The organism is Peribacillus sp. NJ11 (assembly GCF_030348405.1).
GTDB lineage: Bacteria > Bacillota > Bacilli > Bacillales > DSM-1321 > Peribacillus.
In genome coordinates this window covers 4344662-4363848 of record NZ_JAUCFO010000001.1, presented here as the reverse complement: position 1 = coordinate 4363848, position 19187 = coordinate 4344662, and the positions used below count along the sequence as shown (strand labels likewise).

16 protein-coding genes are annotated in these 19187 nt (G+C 38.9%); 12 read left to right on the top strand and 4 right to left on the bottom strand.

Features of this window, described 5'->3' with window-relative positions:
* Positions 1-301 precede the first annotated feature (301 nt).
* The gene (locus tag QUF86_RS21395) at positions 302-1057 is read left to right on the top strand and encodes an IclR family transcriptional regulator (protein ID WP_289336274.1); all 756 of its coding nucleotides are present in this window, start codon (positions 302-304) and stop codon (positions 1055-1057) included.
* Positions 1058-1422: 365 nt separating this feature from the next.
* Here QUF86_RS21395 and QUF86_RS21390 read toward each other — a convergent pair whose 3' ends face one another.
* On the bottom strand, positions 1423-2445 hold the full coding sequence (locus QUF86_RS21390) for an NAD(P)H-dependent amine dehydrogenase family protein (RefSeq protein ID WP_289335565.1): 1023 nt from the start codon (positions 2443-2445) through the stop codon (positions 1423-1425).
* Positions 2446-2843: 398 nt separating this feature from the next.
* Here QUF86_RS21390 and QUF86_RS21385 point away from each other — a divergent pair, with 398 nt between their 5' ends.
* From QUF86_RS21385 to QUF86_RS21340, 9 genes are all read left to right on the top strand, one after another.
* Entirely contained in the window at positions 2844-3404 is a 561-nt protein-coding gene (locus QUF86_RS21385) for an HPP family protein (protein ID WP_289335564.1), read from the top strand.
* A 442-nt stretch (positions 3405-3846) separates the two neighbouring features.
* Positions 3847-4263, top strand: coding sequence for a DUF2690 domain-containing protein (locus QUF86_RS21380; protein ID WP_289335563.1), 417 nt, complete (start codon positions 3847-3849; stop codon positions 4261-4263).
* Between the two features lie 607 nt (positions 4264-4870).
* A complete protein-coding gene (locus QUF86_RS21375) occupies positions 4871-6151 on the top strand; it encodes an MFS transporter (RefSeq protein WP_289335562.1) in 1281 nt (426 codons plus the stop codon).
* Between the two features lie 587 nt (positions 6152-6738).
* On the top strand, positions 6739-7533 hold the full coding sequence (locus QUF86_RS21370; RefSeq protein WP_289316691.1) for an alpha/beta fold hydrolase: 795 nt from the start codon (positions 6739-6741) through the stop codon (positions 7531-7533).
* 45 nt (positions 7534-7578) lie between these two features.
* Positions 7579-7827: a ferredoxin gene (locus tag QUF86_RS21365; RefSeq protein ID WP_289316690.1), complete on the top strand. Its 249-nt coding sequence runs from the start codon at positions 7579-7581 to the stop codon at positions 7825-7827.
* A 209-nt stretch (positions 7828-8036) separates the two neighbouring features.
* Positions 8037-9029, top strand: a complete 993-nt coding sequence (locus QUF86_RS21360) for an NAD(P)/FAD-dependent oxidoreductase (protein ID WP_289335561.1) — start codon at positions 8037-8039, stop codon at positions 9027-9029.
* A 582-nt stretch (positions 9030-9611) separates the two neighbouring features.
* Positions 9612-9941 carry a carboxymuconolactone decarboxylase family protein gene (locus QUF86_RS21355; RefSeq protein WP_289316688.1) on the top strand — a complete coding sequence of 110 codons (330 nt, stop codon included), beginning with the start codon at positions 9612-9614 and terminating at the stop codon, positions 9939-9941.
* 742 nt (positions 9942-10683) lie between these two features.
* Entirely contained in the window at positions 10684-10839 is a 156-nt protein-coding gene (locus tag QUF86_RS28685) for an aldo/keto reductase (protein WP_353957674.1), read from the top strand.
* A gap of 4 nt (positions 10840-10843) precedes the next feature.
* Positions 10844-11062 carry an aldo-keto reductase family protein gene (locus QUF86_RS21340; RefSeq protein ID WP_289335560.1) on the top strand — a complete coding sequence of 73 codons (219 nt, stop codon included), beginning with the start codon at positions 10844-10846 and terminating at the stop codon, positions 11060-11062.
* A gap of 568 nt (positions 11063-11630) precedes the next feature.
* On the opposite strand, the gene iadA is transcribed toward QUF86_RS21340, so the two are convergent.
* Positions 11631-12803: a beta-aspartyl-peptidase gene (gene iadA, locus QUF86_RS21335; protein ID WP_289316686.1), complete on the bottom strand. Its 1173-nt coding sequence runs from the start codon at positions 12801-12803 to the stop codon at positions 11631-11633.
* A gap of 35 nt (positions 12804-12838) precedes the next feature.
* Positions 12839-14260 carry a YfcC family protein gene (locus tag QUF86_RS21330; protein ID WP_289316685.1) on the bottom strand — a complete coding sequence of 474 codons (1422 nt, stop codon included), beginning with the start codon at positions 14258-14260 and terminating at the stop codon, positions 12839-12841.
* A 268-nt stretch (positions 14261-14528) separates the two neighbouring features.
* Here QUF86_RS21330 and QUF86_RS21325 point away from each other — a divergent pair, with 268 nt between their 5' ends.
* Entirely contained in the window at positions 14529-16571 is a 2043-nt protein-coding gene (locus QUF86_RS21325; RefSeq protein WP_289316684.1) for a sigma-54 interaction domain-containing protein, read from the top strand.
* A gap of 197 nt (positions 16572-16768) precedes the next feature.
* Here QUF86_RS21325 and QUF86_RS21320 read toward each other — a convergent pair whose 3' ends face one another.
* A complete protein-coding gene (locus tag QUF86_RS21320; RefSeq protein WP_289316683.1) occupies positions 16769-17686 on the bottom strand; it encodes a LysR family transcriptional regulator in 918 nt (305 codons plus the stop codon).
* A gap of 452 nt (positions 17687-18138) precedes the next feature.
* Between QUF86_RS21320 and QUF86_RS21315 the strand changes: the two genes are divergently transcribed.
* Positions 18139-19113: a TAXI family TRAP transporter solute-binding subunit gene (locus tag QUF86_RS21315; protein WP_289316682.1), complete on the top strand. Its 975-nt coding sequence runs from the start codon at positions 18139-18141 to the stop codon at positions 19111-19113.
* Positions 19114-19187 lie beyond the last annotated feature (74 nt).

Sequence of the window (19187 nt, the reverse complement as noted above, 5' to 3'; positions counted from 1 at the left end):
TAACGCTGCAGCACCTCCCAAATCAGGCTCTTACTATGAGCTTGATTAGCCAATAACCCATTGGTAATTCCAGTTTGCAATGCGTGGGGAAATCAAAACCTAAGGGTGATTCATATGCTTGGGTGATGATGAAATGATTCGATCAGAATGAGAGTAAGTCAGAAAATCTAATGCGAAAGCATGGTCAGAGCATTTTCGAAAAAACCACATATGGAAACGGCTATACTACAATACATCCTTTCTTCCATGTTTTATAATAGAATGATAGTTAAGGAAAACATGTATCATGAAAGGAGAAATCATGCAGGCACATAACAAAACGGTCGTGAAATCCATGCAAATCCTAACACTTTTCATAAATCATCCGAAACTGACCTTTAATGAAATGATGGAGCTTTCCCATTTGCCGAAAACCTCGTTACACCGTATGGTGGGATCATTGGAAGAAATGGGATTTTTAACAAAGGACGATGATGGCCATTATTCACTTGGACTGATATTCTTGCAGTTTGGTCAACTGGTAGGGGAGCGTTTGGATATCAGGTCAATCGCTTATCCCATCATGAAAGACCTTCGGGATGATGTTGAAGAAGCAGTGAATTTAATTGTGAGGGATAAGGATGAAGCGATGTACATCGAAAAGGTGGACACCCTGCATCCTGTTCGTCTTTATACATCTATTGGAAGGCGTTCGCCATTGTACGCTGGCGACTCTCGAATCATTTTAGCAAATTTGCCAGAAGAAGAGCGTGAAAATTATTTGGGAAGTATTCAATTAAAACCAATCGCCATGGGAACGATAACGGATAAAACTAAACTCCGTCATGCTTTGGATGAAGCTAGAATGAATGGTTACACGATAACTTCATCAGAACTTGAAGATTATACAAAAGCGGTGAGTGCACCGATACTCAATGGCAAAGGTCAAATAGTAGCTGGTATTAGTGTGGCCGGTATTGAAGCAAGGTTTCAGGAAGATCGCCTGCCTGAATTGATTGACAAAGTAACGAATGCTGCCAAGGCAATTTCCATGAAACTTGGTTCTCAAGTTCATTAAGGAAAATAGAAAATGATTTTTTTCAAACTATCATCATTTACGAAATCGATTAGTTTACTTAATTAGGATGACTTACATATGATAGTAGACAAAAAAGTAGGGGTCCCCGGTTTTAAAAAAAGGAATAATCTGCAAAGCCACCGGATTATGGTGGTTTTTTTGTCATTTTGACATGCTCAGTAGTAACGGTGTAATGATAGCAGCTTTATTAAGGAGGGGCTTATCATCAACCATTTCATGAACATAGGGAAGTGAAATTTAACTGACCCAAGACGCAAAGGTGAACCATCCGAGATGGTTCACCTTTGCTAATATCGCTACTTTGGAATCTGGTTACACTTAAATGGATAATCGTTAGTTAGCCCCTAAATACGCACAAAGTCTAATTGATTTATATTTCTCGGCACGCCGATGTCAGCCATTGTAAGTAAACCTGGTTTACGGAGGGAATCAATTTGCTTTGCGGTATTGATAATCATTGCTGCGGTTGCGGTATCGCCAAAAATGCCGTTTGGGACAATCAACCTCTGGGTTTCGTTTCCCTCAATAACGATTTCATCTTCTTGCTTAATACCTGCAGACATCGTTAAATCCAGTGAAATTTCCTTTCCGTCCGTTGTCTTGCCCGTGGAAATTTGATGGAGCCCCTTAACATCCCCAGGTTTTAATGGAGTTAGGGGAACTGTAATATTTTCACTTGCAATCGTTGGTTCAATTATATTGATTACGCTTGAAAGTTTCCAATTGAGCCCATAAGCAATCAATCTTACAGACTCCTCAAGTCCTACATGACCAATTTTATCCTGTTCAGCTAAAAATTCAAACTCTTCTTTGGTCATACCGATTCCGACTTTTTTTTGTAGGGGAAGGCGCCTTTTGGATACATCCACTTTACGATTGACCCTGATTTTGTTAACCGTCGTCAATATTGTTGAAAAAGAAATGGCCATAGTATCCATTATGTAGCCTGGATTGATTCCGGTTCCAATGACACTAAGTCCTTTTGCTTTAGCGTAATCATCTATTTCCTTTGCAAGTACAGGGTAGCGATGCCAAGGGAAAGAAAGCTGCTCACAGGTGGAAACAACTGAAAAACCATGATCTAAAAGCTCTTTGATTTGTGGCCATACTTTTTGTGCGTTTGAACCGGTTGCATGAAGGGCAATAGGGTGGTCAGCTGCAGAATTCACTTCCTGTATGTGGGTTACTACACACTTGTTCGTTTCTTTTTCATTGATGAGTAAACCAATATCCTTACCCACCTTATCGGGATCAATATCGACAACGCCGATAATCGATTGTGGATTGGTTTGATAAGCACTGCGTAGAATTTCAATACCAATGGGGCCGAGTCCGAATACTGTAAATTTAGAATATTGTTTAGCCATTCATCTCTCATCCTTTCAAATAACGTATAAGAAAAGGCTAACATTGATAGATAAATAATAAAAATAGTTAATTTTTATATATTTATAAATTATCGTTATAAAAGGAATGACAGTAATGAATGGGCGGATGTATGTAAAAGAGGCTTCAAAAGGTTTTATTAAGAAAAGTCCCAACTTTTTGTGCCTGAACGAAGTGGCTATCGGTTGCAAGGGATTGAAGCAAAACAACCATTCCAAAGCGTGTCGCTATTCTAACCGAGCAAAGTAAAGAATTAATCCCTAAAAATTAAAATTCAGAGATATATTTAAACATTTCTTGTTTTCCTGTAAGATAACTTTATAGATAAAAACTTCGGAACGTATCAAATTACATAGAAAGCTTGAGGAAAACATAAATTATGGATTTTGAAAAAAGCCTTGAGAAAAGATGGAGTAATCAACCAAACATAGGTTTAACAGCGTATTTAAAGAAAATGAAGGGTGAAGCTAGATCAAAAGATAATATTGATTATATTGATTCGTTTATTTCAGCTATAGGTGGGCTCATTACAATTATCATTATTAGTTTCATAGCTGTCTATTTAGGATATCCTATGGCATTAGCTCCGCTTGGGGCCAGCTGTGTAATTGTTTTTGGTGCCCATAATAGTCTCTTGTCCCAACCTCGTAATGTTATTGGAGGACATATAATCTCGACAACTTCAGCACTTATTATTTGGAGCATATTTGGCAAGAGCCTATTCATTATCGGCCTAGTGTTAGCTATAGTATTAATTATAATGACCCTTACAAAAACTGTACATCCTCCCGCAGCAGCAAGTGCCCTTGTGGCTGTCAATTCTCAAGCAGGGTGGGGATTCCTTCTATCGATTGTAATAGGTACCATATTATTAGTTTTAATATCGATGATTTATAATAACTTATTTCAAACTAGACAATATCCAAAACACTGGTTATGAAAAACTAATATGGTCTGTATTATTTAGATGATTAGAAATATATAATTATATATAAATCGGGAAGTGAGGGTGTATTTTGGCAAGGAGTTTCCGAAAGGACCTGTCTTGGGGAAAATACAACTGGAAGTTATAAAAAACTCAAAAACATTGATTATACTTATATTAAATAAAAAAAATCCGACCAATATAGGTCGGATTTTTTTACTATTAGCAGAAGCCGCCATATCCATGCTGGGCATGTGGGATTATCCGTTTACTTCGTAGTTAGCCGAAAAATGGTAATATTTATACAAATGGTAAATAATTCCATAGTACATGGAAATTCCAATTATTGTATGGTGGAGTCTAGAAGAAGGAAAGGAGAGAGGTTATTATTAAAAAATTATTAAATATTGGGATGGCAGTAACTCTTGTCTTTGGACTGTTTTTTGCGATTGCACCCATGAATAAAGCATATGCCCTGTCCTATGATAATACAAATCCTTATTCGACAGGCTGTGCGAATAAAAGTCCAATCACCTATGAAACAGAATATATCTATAAAAACGGTGTGAAAATTGGATATGTGCAGTTAAAAGGAAGTGCGTATTGTCATACGGCTTGGGGATACTTAAAGTTTTATTCAACTGCTCCGTACGATTATTATGCAAATGTTTGGGTTGATAGTTTTAATGGCACGACTAAGAGAGCATATACAAGTTGTGCTAGTTCCGGTGGAAACGGTTGGATAATGAGAGGTCAGACGTCCTGTTATACTTCACAATTATGGAATTTAGATCCGTATAATGCTTTGGCCAAAGCAGGTATTTATTCTTCAACTGGGGCTCTAATTATTTCTGCGAACACCAGTCGTTATTAGTAGGTTATATAAGAAGAAATGCAATGAAACATATGGAGCAGGCGGAAACATGGGCCTCAGAAACAAATGGAAGTACGACAATTCTTCCTATACATCCGGCTCTAAAGCCTATATTTACGGTAAAGGAGATACATTAAGCGACCAATGCTTATATGCGAATTAAAATACAGGAAGGAACTATTCCTTCCTTCATATGAAAAACGTGTCCACAAATAGGCACGTTTTTATTTTTTGCGATCTCGAGTTGTATGGATGGTTGTAAATCCGGTTACTCCTTGCCGCGTAGTGTTGGTGCGATCTTAGAATCCATAATCAATAATGGTGAAGACGGTATTGTTTCGTGTTGTTGTCAACGAAACAATACTTTTTTTGTTTTTTTCATATAAAACTATTTTTTTTATTGAAAAAATATTATCTGAATAATATTGACTATTTAGAAAATTCAATATAACATTAAATATTGGTAACAATGTTTTTTATATAAAACATGAAGTTGCTGCTATTTATTTTGAAAGGGGGAGTTGGATAAGTTTAATAGTATGTGAGGCATTATCTTATCACTAATAATGAAAGCGTATTCAAAAAAGTATTAAAAGGGGGTAATAACATGTTACAAGGTCAAAAAAGGTGGTTGTACATTGCGGTTCCTATTTTTTTCTTCTGGTTTTTCGGTCAGATTGATAAAGTGGGTATCTCTGTTATCCAAACTGATCCGGGATTTTTAAGTGACCTTGGTTTAACTGGCCCGGATAAAAATGCGAAAATTGGCTTAATCTCCTTTATATTCATGATTTCATACTCGTGTTCCAACATTTTTTGGGGGGGTATTATTGACAAGTTAGGGGCACGGAAAACAGCCGTTTTAGGTTTGCTGGTTTGGACAGCGACCATGGTTATGGGGGGGCTGTCTACTTCATATGAAATGTTTTTAATTAGTAGGGTCATCCTCGGAATTGGGGAAGGGATGATGATTCCGATATCGGGAAAATTTATTTCGAATTGGTTTCATAAACGAGAGCTTGGTCGGGCACAGTCATTCTGGATTACCGGCAACTATTTAGGCCCAGCAGTGGGTACTGTTATGCTCATTCTTATAATTTCAACTTTTCATTGGCAGGCTGCATTCTTTGTTCTCGCCGCCTTTAATTTATTCATTAATATTCCAATGTTCCTTTTCTTGACTCGCAATACGCCAGAAGAACATCCACGTCTCAGTAAAGAAGAGGTCTCCTACATTCGCCAAAAAGACGAAGCAAATGATGCGGAGCAGAAGCAATTCTTCGCTAAGGATTATCGTTATTGGATTGTCTGGTTTGGCAATTTGATGTCGTCCTTTCTATTCTTTGGAATCAGCATTTGGCTGCCAACCTATCTCGTTGAAGCCAAAGGATTTGAAAGAGAAGCAATGACGGGGATTACTTCATTATCGTGGCTATTTGCTCTTGGATTTGTCCTGGCCGGTGGATTTCTGGCGGACAAAACGAAACGCCCGAGTTTGCTAGCGACGATTCTTTTCATATTAACAGCTGTATTTTTGACAATTGCCGTTATTGCACCAAATCCTATTGTCGCAGGCGTTTCTATGGGACTCGCTATGGGAACCCAGGGAGGAATGTTTCATCTGACCAATTTTTTCATCATCAAATTTTCGACACCTGAAACAGCTGGCCGCGCAGCCGGTTTAATGGGTTTCACAAATATTATGGGTGGTTTTTCAAGCTATATTATGGGGTGGAGTCGCGATTTGTCTGGCGGTGATTTTGGTCCTTCCATCGGCATGCTGATTGTGGCAGCTATGCTTGGGTTTGTGGCTTACTTGTTTATGATTAAAAGAGAGGCTGCTGAATATCACCTAAGTAATACGACCGGAAATAAAGTAACTTTTTAATTGGATGGATCAAGGGACAGCAGCGACACGATTGGCAGAAACAGCGCAAATGTTGTGAAAGTACATGCGCAGACACCCGCCGTAAAAGAAGAACCGAATGTGGAATAGCCTGTCTCAGTTCAAGTGGAATTGGTGTTCAATAAACCGTAGTTAGAAATGGTTTCTCAGTAAGAAGGGGTGCCGGATTCTTACTGAGAAGCCATATAAGTCTTAAAGATAGAGTGCCAATGGGTTGATATATTTTTAGACTCACGAGTGAAAGAACAAGTTGAGTATTATAAATGTGTAAATCATCTTTTGTTGACTATAAAAAAACAGAGCGTTAAAACCAATACACTTTTCCTTTTTTATAACTTACATTGACAATAAAGCGATTACATTTTAAAATTGTTAATATATAAAAAACAATGTTTTGTATGTGAAACAACTAGGTTTGTGAGGTTTAATTTATTGAGGATATTTAAAGTGGCAAAAGAAACCTTTTAGAATAAGGAATTTGTGGCTCGCTTACAAGACCGTACACTTAATTCTGTAAAAAGGTTTTATAGATTTGCCTTTGCCAAAAACAAATAAGGGGGACTGATTGCATGCCTTATGTACAAGTTGAAGATTTAAGTATTCATTATCAAATAGAAGGTAATGGAGAACCTTTAGTATTGTTGCATGGTATGAGTAATAATTCTCAGTCATGGATGGAACAAATTCATGATTTAAAGGAACATTTCACGGTAATTGCATGGGATGCTCCGGGTTATGGGAAAAGTTCAGATCCGGCAGAAGAATTTAGAAATTTTAAAGAGTTTGCACGTATTCTGAACGGCATGCTTGATCAGCTAAAGTTGGAAAAAATCCATCTGCTCGGCCATTCAATGGGAGCAGCAATTGCGATAGAGTTCTGTAGCCTGTACCCTAATAAGATTAATAAACTTATATTAGCCGATTCGACAAGAGGGGCTGCTGCCCTAACCCCAGAAGAAAACGAGATGAAATTGAAAAATCGATTATTTTCAATTGAAAACCTTTCTCCTGGGGAGATAGCGGAAAAAAGGATACAAGCATTGCTATCTTCCTATGCATCAGAAAAAGTCCATAAGCGCGTAAAAGAGATTATGACACAGGTAAGGCCGGCAGGATATCGTTCGGTAGCATATTCACTTTATCATCTAAATCAAATGAATTTGTTATCTCATATAGATGTTCCCGTTCTTATTATTTGTGGTGAGTTGGATACTGTAACTCCTATAAAGGAGTCGGAAGCAATTCATGAAAAATTAATGAACTCCCAGCTAGTTATAATTCCAGAAGGCGGTCATCTGTGTTATCAAGAAAATCCAGAGAAGTTTAACTCAAGCATTCTAGAATTTTTGAACAAAAGTGAATAAGGAAAAAAAAACAAGCTTAGATTAAAGAGGGGAATGATAGTGAAAATGGCTAAATATACAATCGTGGATAAAGAAACTTGTATTGCTTGCGGAGCATGTGGTGCTACAGCTCCGGAGATTTATGATTACGATGATGAAGGTATAGCGTTTGTTATATTGGATAATAATGATGGGGCAGCAATCATACCTGATGAACTCGAGGAGGATATGCTGGATGCTTCAGAAGGATGTCCGACCGAATCTATTAAAATAGCTCAAGTGTCCTTTGATGGTAATCCTAATAAATTTGAATAACATTTCTAGATAAGATGGTTGCAATTATAGATTTCTAGATTTTTTTAACTATGGAGATAACATCTCTAGTTTGGTTTAAAGGGTGGAAATTCAACATTTATTATTTTTTGGAACGGGGAAATGGAAGGGTTACTTGTACAGGTCTATCCCTTAATGGGTCTAAGTTCAGTATGATCAACCAACAACATGAAGAACAAGGAGTGATTAATTTGACAGAAGAAAATAAGGTTTATGACATAACAATTATTGGCGGCGGCCCAGTTGGCTTGTTTACGGCGTTTTATGGGGGAATGAGGCAAGCAAAGGTGAAAATCATTGAGAGTCTTCCTCAATTGGGAGGACAGCTCACGGCTCTATACCCCGAAAAGTTCATCTATGATATAGCTGGATTTCCAAAAGTAAGGGCTCAGGAATTGATAGATAATTTAAAAGAACAAATGAAAGTATTCAAACCAACAATTTGTCTTGAAGAAGCAGTTGAGCAGATGGAAAAGCAAGCTGATGGAACATTTAAGATCACTACAAACCTCGATACTCATTTCTCTAAATCAGTAATTATTACTGCTGGGAATGGAGCTTTTCAGCCCCGCAAACTAGAATTGGAAGATTCAACACAGTTCGAAAATAAGAATTTGCATTATTTCGTGAATGATATGAACCAATTTAAAGGAAGAAAAGTTGCGATTCTAGGCGGTGGAGATTCTGCAGTTGATTGGGCCCTTATGTTAGAGCCCATTGCTGAAAAAGTAACATTGATACACAGAAGAGAAAAATTTCGTGCCCATGAACATAGTGTAGAACAATTAGTGAATTCCTCTGTTGAGGTCAAAACACCATATATTCCCTCCGAACTGGTAGGGTCGGATCAGATTACTCAAATTGTTTTGGAACACGTAAAGACTCAACAAAAAGAAGTGGTGGACGTAGATGATTTAATTATTAATTACGGCTTTGTCTCTTCTCTTGGCGCGATTAAAGAATGGGGTCTAAACATCAATAAAAATGCAATTATCGTTAATTCCAAACAAGAAACGAATATTTCAGGCATTTATGCAGCCGGCGATATTTGTACGTATGATGGAAAGGTTAAATTGATTGCTTCTGGATTTGGTGAAGGTCCTACGGCTGTCAATAATGCTAAAGCCTACATTGATCCCAAAGCGAAAGTTCAGCCGATGCATAGTACTTCCTTATTTAATTAACCTGAAAAGGGAATATAAAGATTTAATAAATTTAATATAGTAAGGTACTAATTGGTAACAGCTTATATAAATAATAATCAGTCCAATTGCCTTCATTATAGGTCCTGCTTACATAAACGCTACGTCAAGACGAATATTACATTCAAAGCTACACATTCAAAAATAAAAGTCGAATTTCTTCAAAGATAGGAATTCGACTTTTTAGATCGTTTAAGTAAGGTCCCCCATAGCGATTCTTCACAATATGTTTCTTCGTAAGTAAAAAATAGTATTGAATAGGCTATTAATAGAAAATAACTATAGGTTCCTATCTAACGAAATCCCTACTTGTTCTGCCACGACTTAGGGTGGGTCAGCTATCGTAGAATTCCACTACCCCTCCGATAGCTGATCCAAAGAATTTAAGAATAACCTCTTTATTTAATCCTTGATTTTTTCCTGCGTTTATTTTCACATCTCCTTTTAATTCTTCAATGACAAATTCCAGAAAAGCGATATCTTATCAATATGTTTTTTATTGGGCATCAAATTTAACTACCTACGGCAAAATAGAAGAGTAAAAAATGAAAGAAGGGATATTAAATGTCAAATTCAATAGAACCTACTCCAGCACAGAAAATGATCGGAGATATTGCTCCCAAGCTTGTACAATTAAACGATGATGTTTTGTTTGGGGATATATGGGAGCGTGGGGAACTCAATCCCCGTGACCGTAGTTTAATTACCGTATCTTCTTTAATAACCGGTGGAAATACACAACAACTAGGATTTCACTTAAACAAAGCAAAGGAAAACGGTCTTTCTGAAGAAGAACTTATTGAAGTCATTACCCATCTTGCTTTTTATGCCGGCTGGCCAAAAGCAATGTCTGCAATCATGGTTGCTAAAGAATTGTTTTCGAAAGAAAAATAGTAATGAAATTTTAAAAGTCATTTATTTAAGAAAGGATGTTAATTAATATGGCTAATATTCAAGGTAAAGTTGTCATTATTACGGGAATTTCGTTGATCAATCTTCACGTCGAGCCGCTGGCACCAACTTTGCCCCTTTAGATGCAAGTTCTTTGGCAGTAGTTTCTTCAATTCGACTGTAAGCTTATGTGGCTTGGCATGAACAAAAGGAAGTACTGGCTTCGTATGCGCTTAATGAGTTTGGGAAAATCGATGTATTAGTGAATAATGAAGGAGTGATGCCACAATCATTCCATTTAAGAAAAAAATCGATGAATGGATATGATGATCAATGTGAACATCAAAGGCGTACTTTATGGCATCGCAGCTGTTATGCCTACAAAGAGGGAACAGAAATCCGGTCAAATCATTAATGATGAGTTTGCCCCACTTTAAGTTTTGGGGCAAACATAGACATTTAATACTTTATTTGTTTAAAAAAAATGATTGGGAGGGGTTACTTTGAATTATCCCACTGTAGGGAAAACTGGCATCAAGTCACGAATTTATGTTTTGGTACGATGTCTTTTGTCGGAAACGCTGATGAAGAAACATCCAAAGCCATGTTTAAGCGATGTCGGGAAGTTGGCATTAACTTTTTTGATATGGCAAACGTAAATAGCTTGGGCGTTCTGAACAAATACTGGGGGAATGATGGCCGATTGTAGGGGCGAGATGTACTTGCAACTTTTTATCCGGCGGTCATGCTTGAAGTTCGAAATAGCTTAAGACACTTAAAAACGGATTGCATTGACTTTCGCTTTGTGCATATGTTCGACGAAAATATTCCTATGGAAGAAACACATCGTCCACTTGATGACTTTAAAAAGCACAAGGGGAAATTCTCTATCCTGGGGTAAGCAATTGGGTTGCTTAGCAAATTATAAAGGCATGAGGATTTCTACAAAAGGACAATTTGCCCGTTTTGAAGTAATACAACCTATGTTTTACTTGGTTAAACGTCAAGCTAAGGTCGGAATTTTACCTCTGCCCGCTTCCGAACAGGTTGGAGTATTCTATAGCTATAGCCCTTTAGGAGCTGGACTTCTTAAAGGGAAACATGGGGTGGATAAACGAACATAGCAAAGACGGTTAGTGGAAGATAAACGATATTCTGATCGCTATTTGGATGAAATGAATATCGCTGAGCTGACCGATTTAATGGGTATGCTGCAGAACATGGCATTGACACCTAAACACTTGCAGTTGTCTGGGTTATGTCGGAGCCTGCAATAACAGCACCCATTATCGGGTCAAGAAATTTATAACAACTCGAGTCTTTCCTTGCTGCTTTTGATGTGGACATTACCCTGGAATGGCGGAATGAAATATCTTCATTATCTATTACTCCTGCACCTGCAACGGACCTAGGAGAAACGCTAGTACCGATGTGGACATAAATCTACCAATAGATGATTCTTTGCTCCTGCCGAGAATTTCCCGCACCTCGGATCCGCAACGGACTGGTCATTCAGCATTCCCGCTATGATTTTTCTTCGGTAGCCAGAATGATTGCGTACCCGATACCGGTCGAAATGCAGATTTCCAAATTGGCGAGTGGCATGCCATTTTCAACATTGCGATGGATACCTATTACGGAATCGAATCACTGTGAGACGACGTGATTCCGATAAACGGGTATCCTGTCTCCTCATTCAAATGTTCCTTTTATCAACGGAACACCTTTTTCTACCATAACTTTTCCTCTCGCCACTACAGTGGCGATTGATAATGTTTCCTTTTGCAACAATACGATATCAGCATCCTTCCCGATTTGTATACTGCCCTTGTTTGAAAGCTTCAGCACTTGTGCGGGATTCGTGGTGATGACCTTCAGTGCCGTTTCAAGAGGGATGCCTTCTTCTAAAACAGAATCACGGACTTCGTGATATAAGGATGATACTTTTCCTACTTGAAGGCCTGCATATTCTCCATGAATGTTGAAAAATGGAAGGCTTGCTTGCCCGTCTGAAGAGAAGGTGATGTGTCCGACTGGAATCCCTTCTTCAAGCATGATGCGTAAGGCCATGCTGCACTTCACTTCGCCATCTTCTAAAAACTGAGGAATGGTGCTTGTAGTGAAGTCTACGTATCCGCCTCGTTTCGCGTAATCAATTCCCGCCCTGAATAATTTTTCATTTCGGTTAATATGTGTCGGATGGAGCTGCCGTATGGGAATGTTGGTTTTATCTGCGACTTCATGTAACAATGAAAGCTCTCCATTTCCGTCCCCTACATGAACTTCCAATATACCGGCTTTTCCTGATAGAATCCCGCCGTTGCGTGCCGCTGTGGCGATTTTTATAATTTCTTCGAATGTGGGTTCTGATGATCTATGGTCGGAGATGGCAATCTCCCCGACACCGATAATTTTGTCGATTAGAATAATGTCGTCTTCGATTTTTCCTGTCAATGTTTTAACGGGTACTTGATAGGAGCCTGTATGAATGAAGCAGGAAATACCTTCCTCTTCAAGGGCCCGTGCCTTGGCAAGGAGGCTTTCCATTCTACGTGTAGTTCCGTCCGTACCAAGTAAGCCGACCAGCGTAGTAATACCTGAAGTTGTAATATCCGTGAGCATCAGCTCGGGGGTGCGGGTTTTGAATCCGCCCTCGCCGCCTCCGCCAATAATATGAACATGTGAATCTATAAAACCCGGAACAATCAAAAGATTAGTCGCATCGATGATTTGAATAGGAGCAAAGTTGTCAGGAATCTCGATTCTATCATCTATGAATGCGATTTTATCATCTGTAATTAATATGTCTTTCCGTCCTAAGTAATTGGGTGAGTATATCTCGCCATTTTTGATTAAAGTAAGCAATGCGTTTCTCCTCCTGTAATAAGTCGTGATCTATATCAGAATGGACCATATCCGATGAAGTGAGCTGTGATGACAGCTATTAATCCGATGAGATATTGAATGAGCACCAGCGGCAGAATCCACTTCGCCCATTTTGTCCAAGGAATGCCTGCGATTGCCAAGCCCGCCATCAAGGTGGTAGCGGTCGGGAAAATCATATTTCCAATTCCGTCCGCAAAAGAGAAAGACAGCACTGCAGTTTGGCGTGTAATATCCAATAAGTCTGCAAGCGGCACCATAACTGGCATGGTTAGCATCGCATGACCGGTGCCTGACGCTAGAATGAAATGGATAATGGTTTGGAAGCTGTACATGCCGGCAACGCTTAAATAGGCCGGAATATGCTGGATGGATTCAGCTACTTGATGCAGCATTGGGTCAACGATATGTCCTTCATTCAATACGACAAGAATGGCGCGTGATACGCCGATTATCAGAGCGCCGCCGAGCAAGGCTGCAGATCCATTGGTAAAGGAGTTGACAATGTGATCTGCAGACAGTTTCCCGATGATTCCAATAACGATTGTCAATACAATGAATAAGGCAGCTATTTCTGTCATGTACCATTGGAACTTGATGACTCCAAACGCCAAGACGATATAGTTAATTAAAAAGGCGCCTAAGATGAACTTGTGTCTGGCTGTTAACTTTGCACTTGATTGCAGCAGTTTTTTCGCTTCTTCTTTTGTATATTTTCCGTATATTCCTATAGAAGGATTTTTCTTTACCTTCATTGCATGACGATAGATATAAAGAACAGAAACAATATAGACGATAAAAAATAAAATAAGGCGCAACCCTATGCCCGAGAACATCGGCAATTCTGCAATTCCTTGCGCAAGTCCTACTGTGAATGGATTCATGATGGCAGTCGTAAACCCTGACAATGCCCCCACTATGACGATGGCGGTTCCTGTAATTGTATCGAATCCCAGGGCCAACGCCAACGGAATGATAAGAGGAAGATATGCAAGTGTTTCTTCCGCCATCCCCATTAAGGAGCCGCCTACTGCGAAAAACAGCATCACGACAGGAATCAATAGCTTTTCACGCGTCGCCAACTTCCGAGCCATTGTAGCGATAAGTACATCAACCGTTCCTGTTGCTCTTAAAACACCAAAAAATCCTCCGATAATCAATAAGAAAAAGATAATATTTCCGGCTTCCACCATTCCGGTGTGAATAGCTTTTATCATATCGAACATTCCGACCGGTGCAGATTCTATCCATTTAAAAGAACTGGCATCTACAGTTGTCCGTCCATCGGCTTCGATCCGTGCATATTCCCCGGCAGGCAAAATGTAGGTGAATAGAGTTGCTATTGCGAGAATGCAGAGCAGCAATACAAAAACATTGATTTTTCTCTCTTTTTTTCCCGCTGTTCCAAGCGAAACAACCTTCTCTTCTATTTGGCTCATCAGTGTCTCTCCTTTGTCTTTAAAATAAATGCATGGAATTAACACGCTTACAATATATTCCCGGCCTATGGGATATCATCAGTTTCCTAGTATTATGCCGTCCCCTCCTTATCCATAGGCACTTCAATCCTTTATATATGCAAATCTTGTGCCATTAAGGGGAGATTGATATTTACGGAAACTTAATTGTCGGAATTAGAGTATAAGGACTTTATTGGTCTTTTTTGGTGATATAATAGAACCAATTTAAAGACAGGTAGGTGTTTTTATGTCAGGATCCTCACTTACACTTATAGCGGGAAGCACAAAAACAAAGGAAGCCTTGCAGGAACAGCTGGAACAATTGCTTGGAGACTATGTTCATGTCAAAAGCCATGCTGCAGATGAGGGTTTACCGCATTCTCTGGAAGATGAAATCATCTTGTATTCATCAGATGCCGCTTATGTTAATAAAAAGGGTATGTATAGCGTAAATGCCGGGAAAATAATTGTGGGAAAAAGAACGGTTAACCATGAGTACATTGACAAACTTTTAAGAATACCAGATGGTTCATCAGTTCTTCTGGTGAATGATGATGATGATGCAACTATAAATCTTATTGAATCCTTATATCAGCTTGGTGTCGATCATATTCAATTTATCCCTTTTCGGAAGGGTATATTGTTTTATGAGGATGTCCAAATTGCCGTTTCACCAGGAGAAACACATCTGTGTCCACCTTATATAAAAGAAGTAATCGATATAGGCGTGCGTCTTTTCGATATAACAACAATTCTGGAAGTAGTAGAAAGTTGTGGTTTGCACAAGGATATATCCTCGAAGATTTCAGAAAGGTATATTAGCAATATCATAGAATTACAACGTAAGCTCGTATATGCAGAGCGGGATGCCAAGCAAATGAGCGAACACATCCAAAATGTGTTGGGAACAGTCGATGATGGAATATTGGTCGTTAACGGAGAAGGACTGATTTCAGTATTCAATAACCAGCTTGCGGCATTGTTCCATGTTGAGGCACAAGAGGTGGTTAATAAGTATCTAGAGCAAGTAATGAATCGCCGGGATATTACCCAATTCATCATGGAAGGTAATGATGAAAGCAAGTTCTTCGAAATAGACAGCGTGGATGTCGTAATTTTTCGATTGCAAATGATCAAAGAACATACAATCGTTGCAACCTTCAAAAGTGTACATCAAGCCTTAGAAATAGAAAAGACAGCACAAAGAGAAATGCGAAATAAAGGATTCTATACGAAATACTGCTTTGATGATATTATCGGCGAGGATGAAGTAATGAAAAAGCGTAAACAAATTGCCAAGAAGCTTGCCTTATCGGAGCATCCGATTTTGATTCAGGGCGAGACAGGTACAGGAAAAGAACTGTTTGCTCATGCCATTCATGAGCATTCCTTGCGAAAAAACGGGCCGTTTCTGGCTGTGAACTGTAGCGCATTAACAGAAACGCTACTTGAAAGCGAATTGTTTGGCTACGAAGAAGGGGCATTTACAGGAGCACAAAAGGGAGGCAAGAAAGGACTGTTTGAAATGGCGGATAATGGGACCATTTTTTTAGATGAAATTGGCGACATAAGTCTCACCGTTCAATCCCATCTGCTTCGAGTTCTGCAGGAGGGGGAAATTCGCAGGATTGGCGGAAAAAGAATCATTCCCATTAATGTTAGAGTGATTACCGCAACGAATAAAGATCTTCAAGGAAAGATGCGGGACGGTTCATTCAGAACAGACTTGTTTTACCGGCTGAATGTACTCAATCTGAACATTCCTTCACTTAAAGAAAGAAGAGCGGATATTCCGCTTTTGATAAAGCATCTCATCACAAAAAGCGGGAAGTGGGTAAAGGTGGAGCAAGGAGTTCTGGAGTATTTCATGCAATATGAATGGCCCGGCAACATACGAGAACTGAAAAGCACAATTGATTACATGCTGACTGTCTGTGAGGGAAATGTCGTGACGAAAAGTGACCTTCCGTTCATTCACGGGCTTACGGGAAACAGTGTGCCTTCTGAATATCCCGCATGTGAAAGTATGCTGGAAATGCAGGAGCGTGCTTTCATCCTGGAAGTAATCAAGCAATGCAACGAAAAAGGAAAAGCGGCAAGTAGAGAACTGATTTCAAGTAACAGTCAAGATTCCGACATTTTCTTGTCCCCCCAGCAGATCCGACGCCGCTTAAATATTTTAGAAAGCGAAGGGTTTGTCGTCAAAGGCAGAGGACGGGCCGGTACGAAAATCACCGTTGCCGGAATAGAGTATTTATATTTTCTTAAGTCAGAGCATGGGATACATTGATATTCTTAGGCACTACCTATAGGGGTGGTCCGAATATTTGAACGTTTTGAAAATGATATTACTTAGCGGAGTATAGAAGAAAAATTAGTATAGCCCAATTTCTCAGCGTCATAAACGAGAAATTGGGCTTTTTTTACTTCATAATGCGTAAAACCTTTACTTTTGATCTTCTCATTCCGAGTTGTTTCGCTGCTATTTTAGCCAAATATATCGTTAAAAGCATGTTCATTTTTTAATGTTTTCAAAATATGCTTAGTCAGCATTGATGCATCCGTGTTTTTCCAAACTGCGGAAATGGAACTGGATAATTCAGAGTTATCGATGTTCAAGGCTTTAACTTTGCTTTTTCCCAACAAGCTCACCATATCTTCAGGCATGAGAGCAACGCCTAAGTTATTGGATATAAGATTGGCGATCGTCAGTAATTCGGATCCTTTACATAATTCCTTAGGTGAAAATCCAGCAGTCAGACAAGCTTTTTCCAAAAGGAATTGAAGGGAGTGTGCTTGAACGGCATCATAATGGATAAAAGGTTCGTCTTTTGCTTCGTATAAGTGTATGGAATCCTTCTGGGCTAGTGGATGATCAATGGAAACAACTAATTGTAAAGGAAACCTCAGGAATTCAATCATGCTTAATCCTTCATTTGCGATGATGTTATTGTGTATGGGCGTTCGGATGAATCCGATATGATAATTTTGTTGGTTTACGAGTTTCACAGCTCTTGAGGATGTTGTTTCATGCACGTAAAATTCTGTTTCAGGGTATTCCTCCACTACCTTTTTCAATAACTTCGGGATATATATGCTAGCTGCAGAGGGGACGGTAGCAATCTTCATTTTAGGCTTGGGGATGGTTTTATTTTCAACTATGTAATTCACTGTTTTCTCGATATCTTCAAAGGAAGGAGCAAGTTTTTTATAGATGTACTCTCCTTCTTCCGTCAAAGTGATTTTTCTTGTCGTTCGATTTAATAGTTTAAAGCCTAATTGTTTTTCGAGGGATGAAATCTGTTGGCTAAGTCCGGGCTGGGAGATATGCAGGGTTTTGGAAGCCTCACTGAAACTAAGATGGTTAGAAACCTCTATGAAATAGCGGAGGGACAGGAAATTCAAACAATCACCCACTTCAGTTTGATTTGAAAATACACTGTTAAATAGCTGGTAAAAGGAAGGGTGGACTTCTAATATTCCCTCTCAAAAAATACCTGAATATAATTATTGAATGCTAGAAAAATGCAAGGAAGGTCATTTTATAATATAGACTTATAAGTTTATAACAATAATATATTTCTAAAATGGAAGAGTCAATATTATCCTTGAAGAAAGGAATAATAAGTAATAAAAGGTAAAATACTCCCAATAAATAACTGGATTTCCTTGGTTTTAATAGGCTTTTTTGCTCATTTATACTGTTTTTTTTTTGATTTAGATAAAACTTCTTAATCGATTACTAGTGCTTTTGATTGTGGTGTCTAATTTTGTAAAAAAAGGAAAAGTAAGGTGCTCGGTAGAATAATAACAATATCATTTCTTGTAGATGATGAAAACGTATGAGGGGGAGTTTTATGAGAAAATTTCATAAGTGCTTTATATTGGTTATTATTTTGACGGTCACCAGTATTATCACGGCCTGCGGTGACAGTAAAACAGGTGGATCCGGCAGTGGAAACCAAAACCTGAGTCTGTTGACTGGTGGAACGGGAGGTACATACTATCCACTCGGAGGACAAATTGGAAAAATCATTTCCGATAAAACAAAAGCGAATATAACACCTCAGACATCCGGTGCCTCTGCTGAAAATATGGAAACTTTAAGAGTTGGAGAAGCTGAAATCGCTTTTTCGCAAACGGATATCGCTGCATATGCACTTGAAGGCAAGGAAATGTTCGACGGGAAGCCCATAGACAATATATTAGCGATCAGTACTTTATATCCTGAAACGGTTCAAATTGTAACGACTGCAAAAAGTGGAATTAAATCAGTCGAGGATTTGAAGGGTAAAAAGGTATCAGTGGGTGCACCGGGTTCTGGTGCTTACATCAATGCTATGCAAATTCTGGAAATTCATGGGTTGTCAGAGAAAGATATTAAAGGGCAAAATCTATCTTTCGATGAGTCGGCGGAAGGAATCCAAGCAGGCAATATTGACGCAGCTTTCATTACGGCCGGCACACCGACTGGTGCAGTTGAAGCGCTATCCGTCCAAAATGATATTATCATCCTGCCTATTGCAGAAGACAAGATTCAAGCATTGGTCAACAAGTACCCATACTACGCTGAAGATACGATTCCAAGTGGTACGTACAAAATCAAATCCGAGGTAAAAACAGTTGCTGTTAAAGCGATGTTAGTGGTTAAAAAGGATCTGGATGAAGATTTAGTTTATGAAATGACTAAAGCTGTTTATGACAATACAGATCAAATCACACATGCAAAAGGCGATTTCATTACAGCAGAAACTGCACTTGAAGGGTTAGGGGATATGGAAGTTCATCCTGGCGCAGCAAAATACTTTAAAGAAAAAGGTGTTTCCAAGTAAGGCAATTTGGTCGGTAGCTCGCTTATTGTGGCCTATCGGCTTCATTTTTTTCTGAATGGGATTTCTTATTTTGA

Excerpts from the sequence above, each read along its gene's own strand:
- QUF86_RS28685 (WP_353957674.1), top strand. The coding sequence starts at position 10,684 with ATGCTTGAAGTTCGAAATAGCTTAAGACACTTAAAAACGGATTGCATT.
- QUF86_RS21385 (WP_289335564.1), top strand. The coding sequence starts at position 2,844 with ATGGATTTTGAAAAAAGCCTTGAGAAAAGATGGAGTAATCAACCAAAC.
- QUF86_RS21375 (WP_289335562.1), top strand. The coding sequence starts at position 4,871 with ATGTTACAAGGTCAAAAAAGGTGGTTGTACATTGCGGTTCCTATTTTT.
- QUF86_RS21370 (WP_289316691.1), top strand. The coding sequence starts at position 6,739 with ATGCCTTATGTACAAGTTGAAGATTTAAGTATTCATTATCAAATAGAA.
- QUF86_RS21325 (WP_289316684.1), top strand. The coding sequence starts at position 14,529 with ATGTCAGGATCCTCACTTACACTTATAGCGGGAAGCACAAAAACAAAG.
- QUF86_RS21330 (WP_289316685.1), bottom strand. The coding sequence starts at position 14,260 with ATGAGCCAAATAGAAGAGAAGGTTGTTTCGCTTGGAACAGCGGGAAAA.
- QUF86_RS21395 (WP_289336274.1), top strand. The coding sequence starts at position 302 with ATGCAGGCACATAACAAAACGGTCGTGAAATCCATGCAAATCCTAACA.
- QUF86_RS21355 (WP_289316688.1), top strand. The coding sequence starts at position 9,612 with ATGTCAAATTCAATAGAACCTACTCCAGCACAGAAAATGATCGGAGAT.
- QUF86_RS21390 (WP_289335565.1), bottom strand. The coding sequence starts at position 2,445 with ATGGCTAAACAATATTCTAAATTTACAGTATTCGGACTCGGCCCCATT.
- QUF86_RS21315 (WP_289316682.1), top strand. The coding sequence starts at position 18,139 with ATGAGAAAATTTCATAAGTGCTTTATATTGGTTATTATTTTGACGGTC.
- QUF86_RS21365 (WP_289316690.1), top strand. The coding sequence starts at position 7,579 with ATGGCTAAATATACAATCGTGGATAAAGAAACTTGTATTGCTTGCGGA.
- QUF86_RS21380 (WP_289335563.1), top strand. The coding sequence starts at position 3,847 with ATGAATAAAGCATATGCCCTGTCCTATGATAATACAAATCCTTATTCG.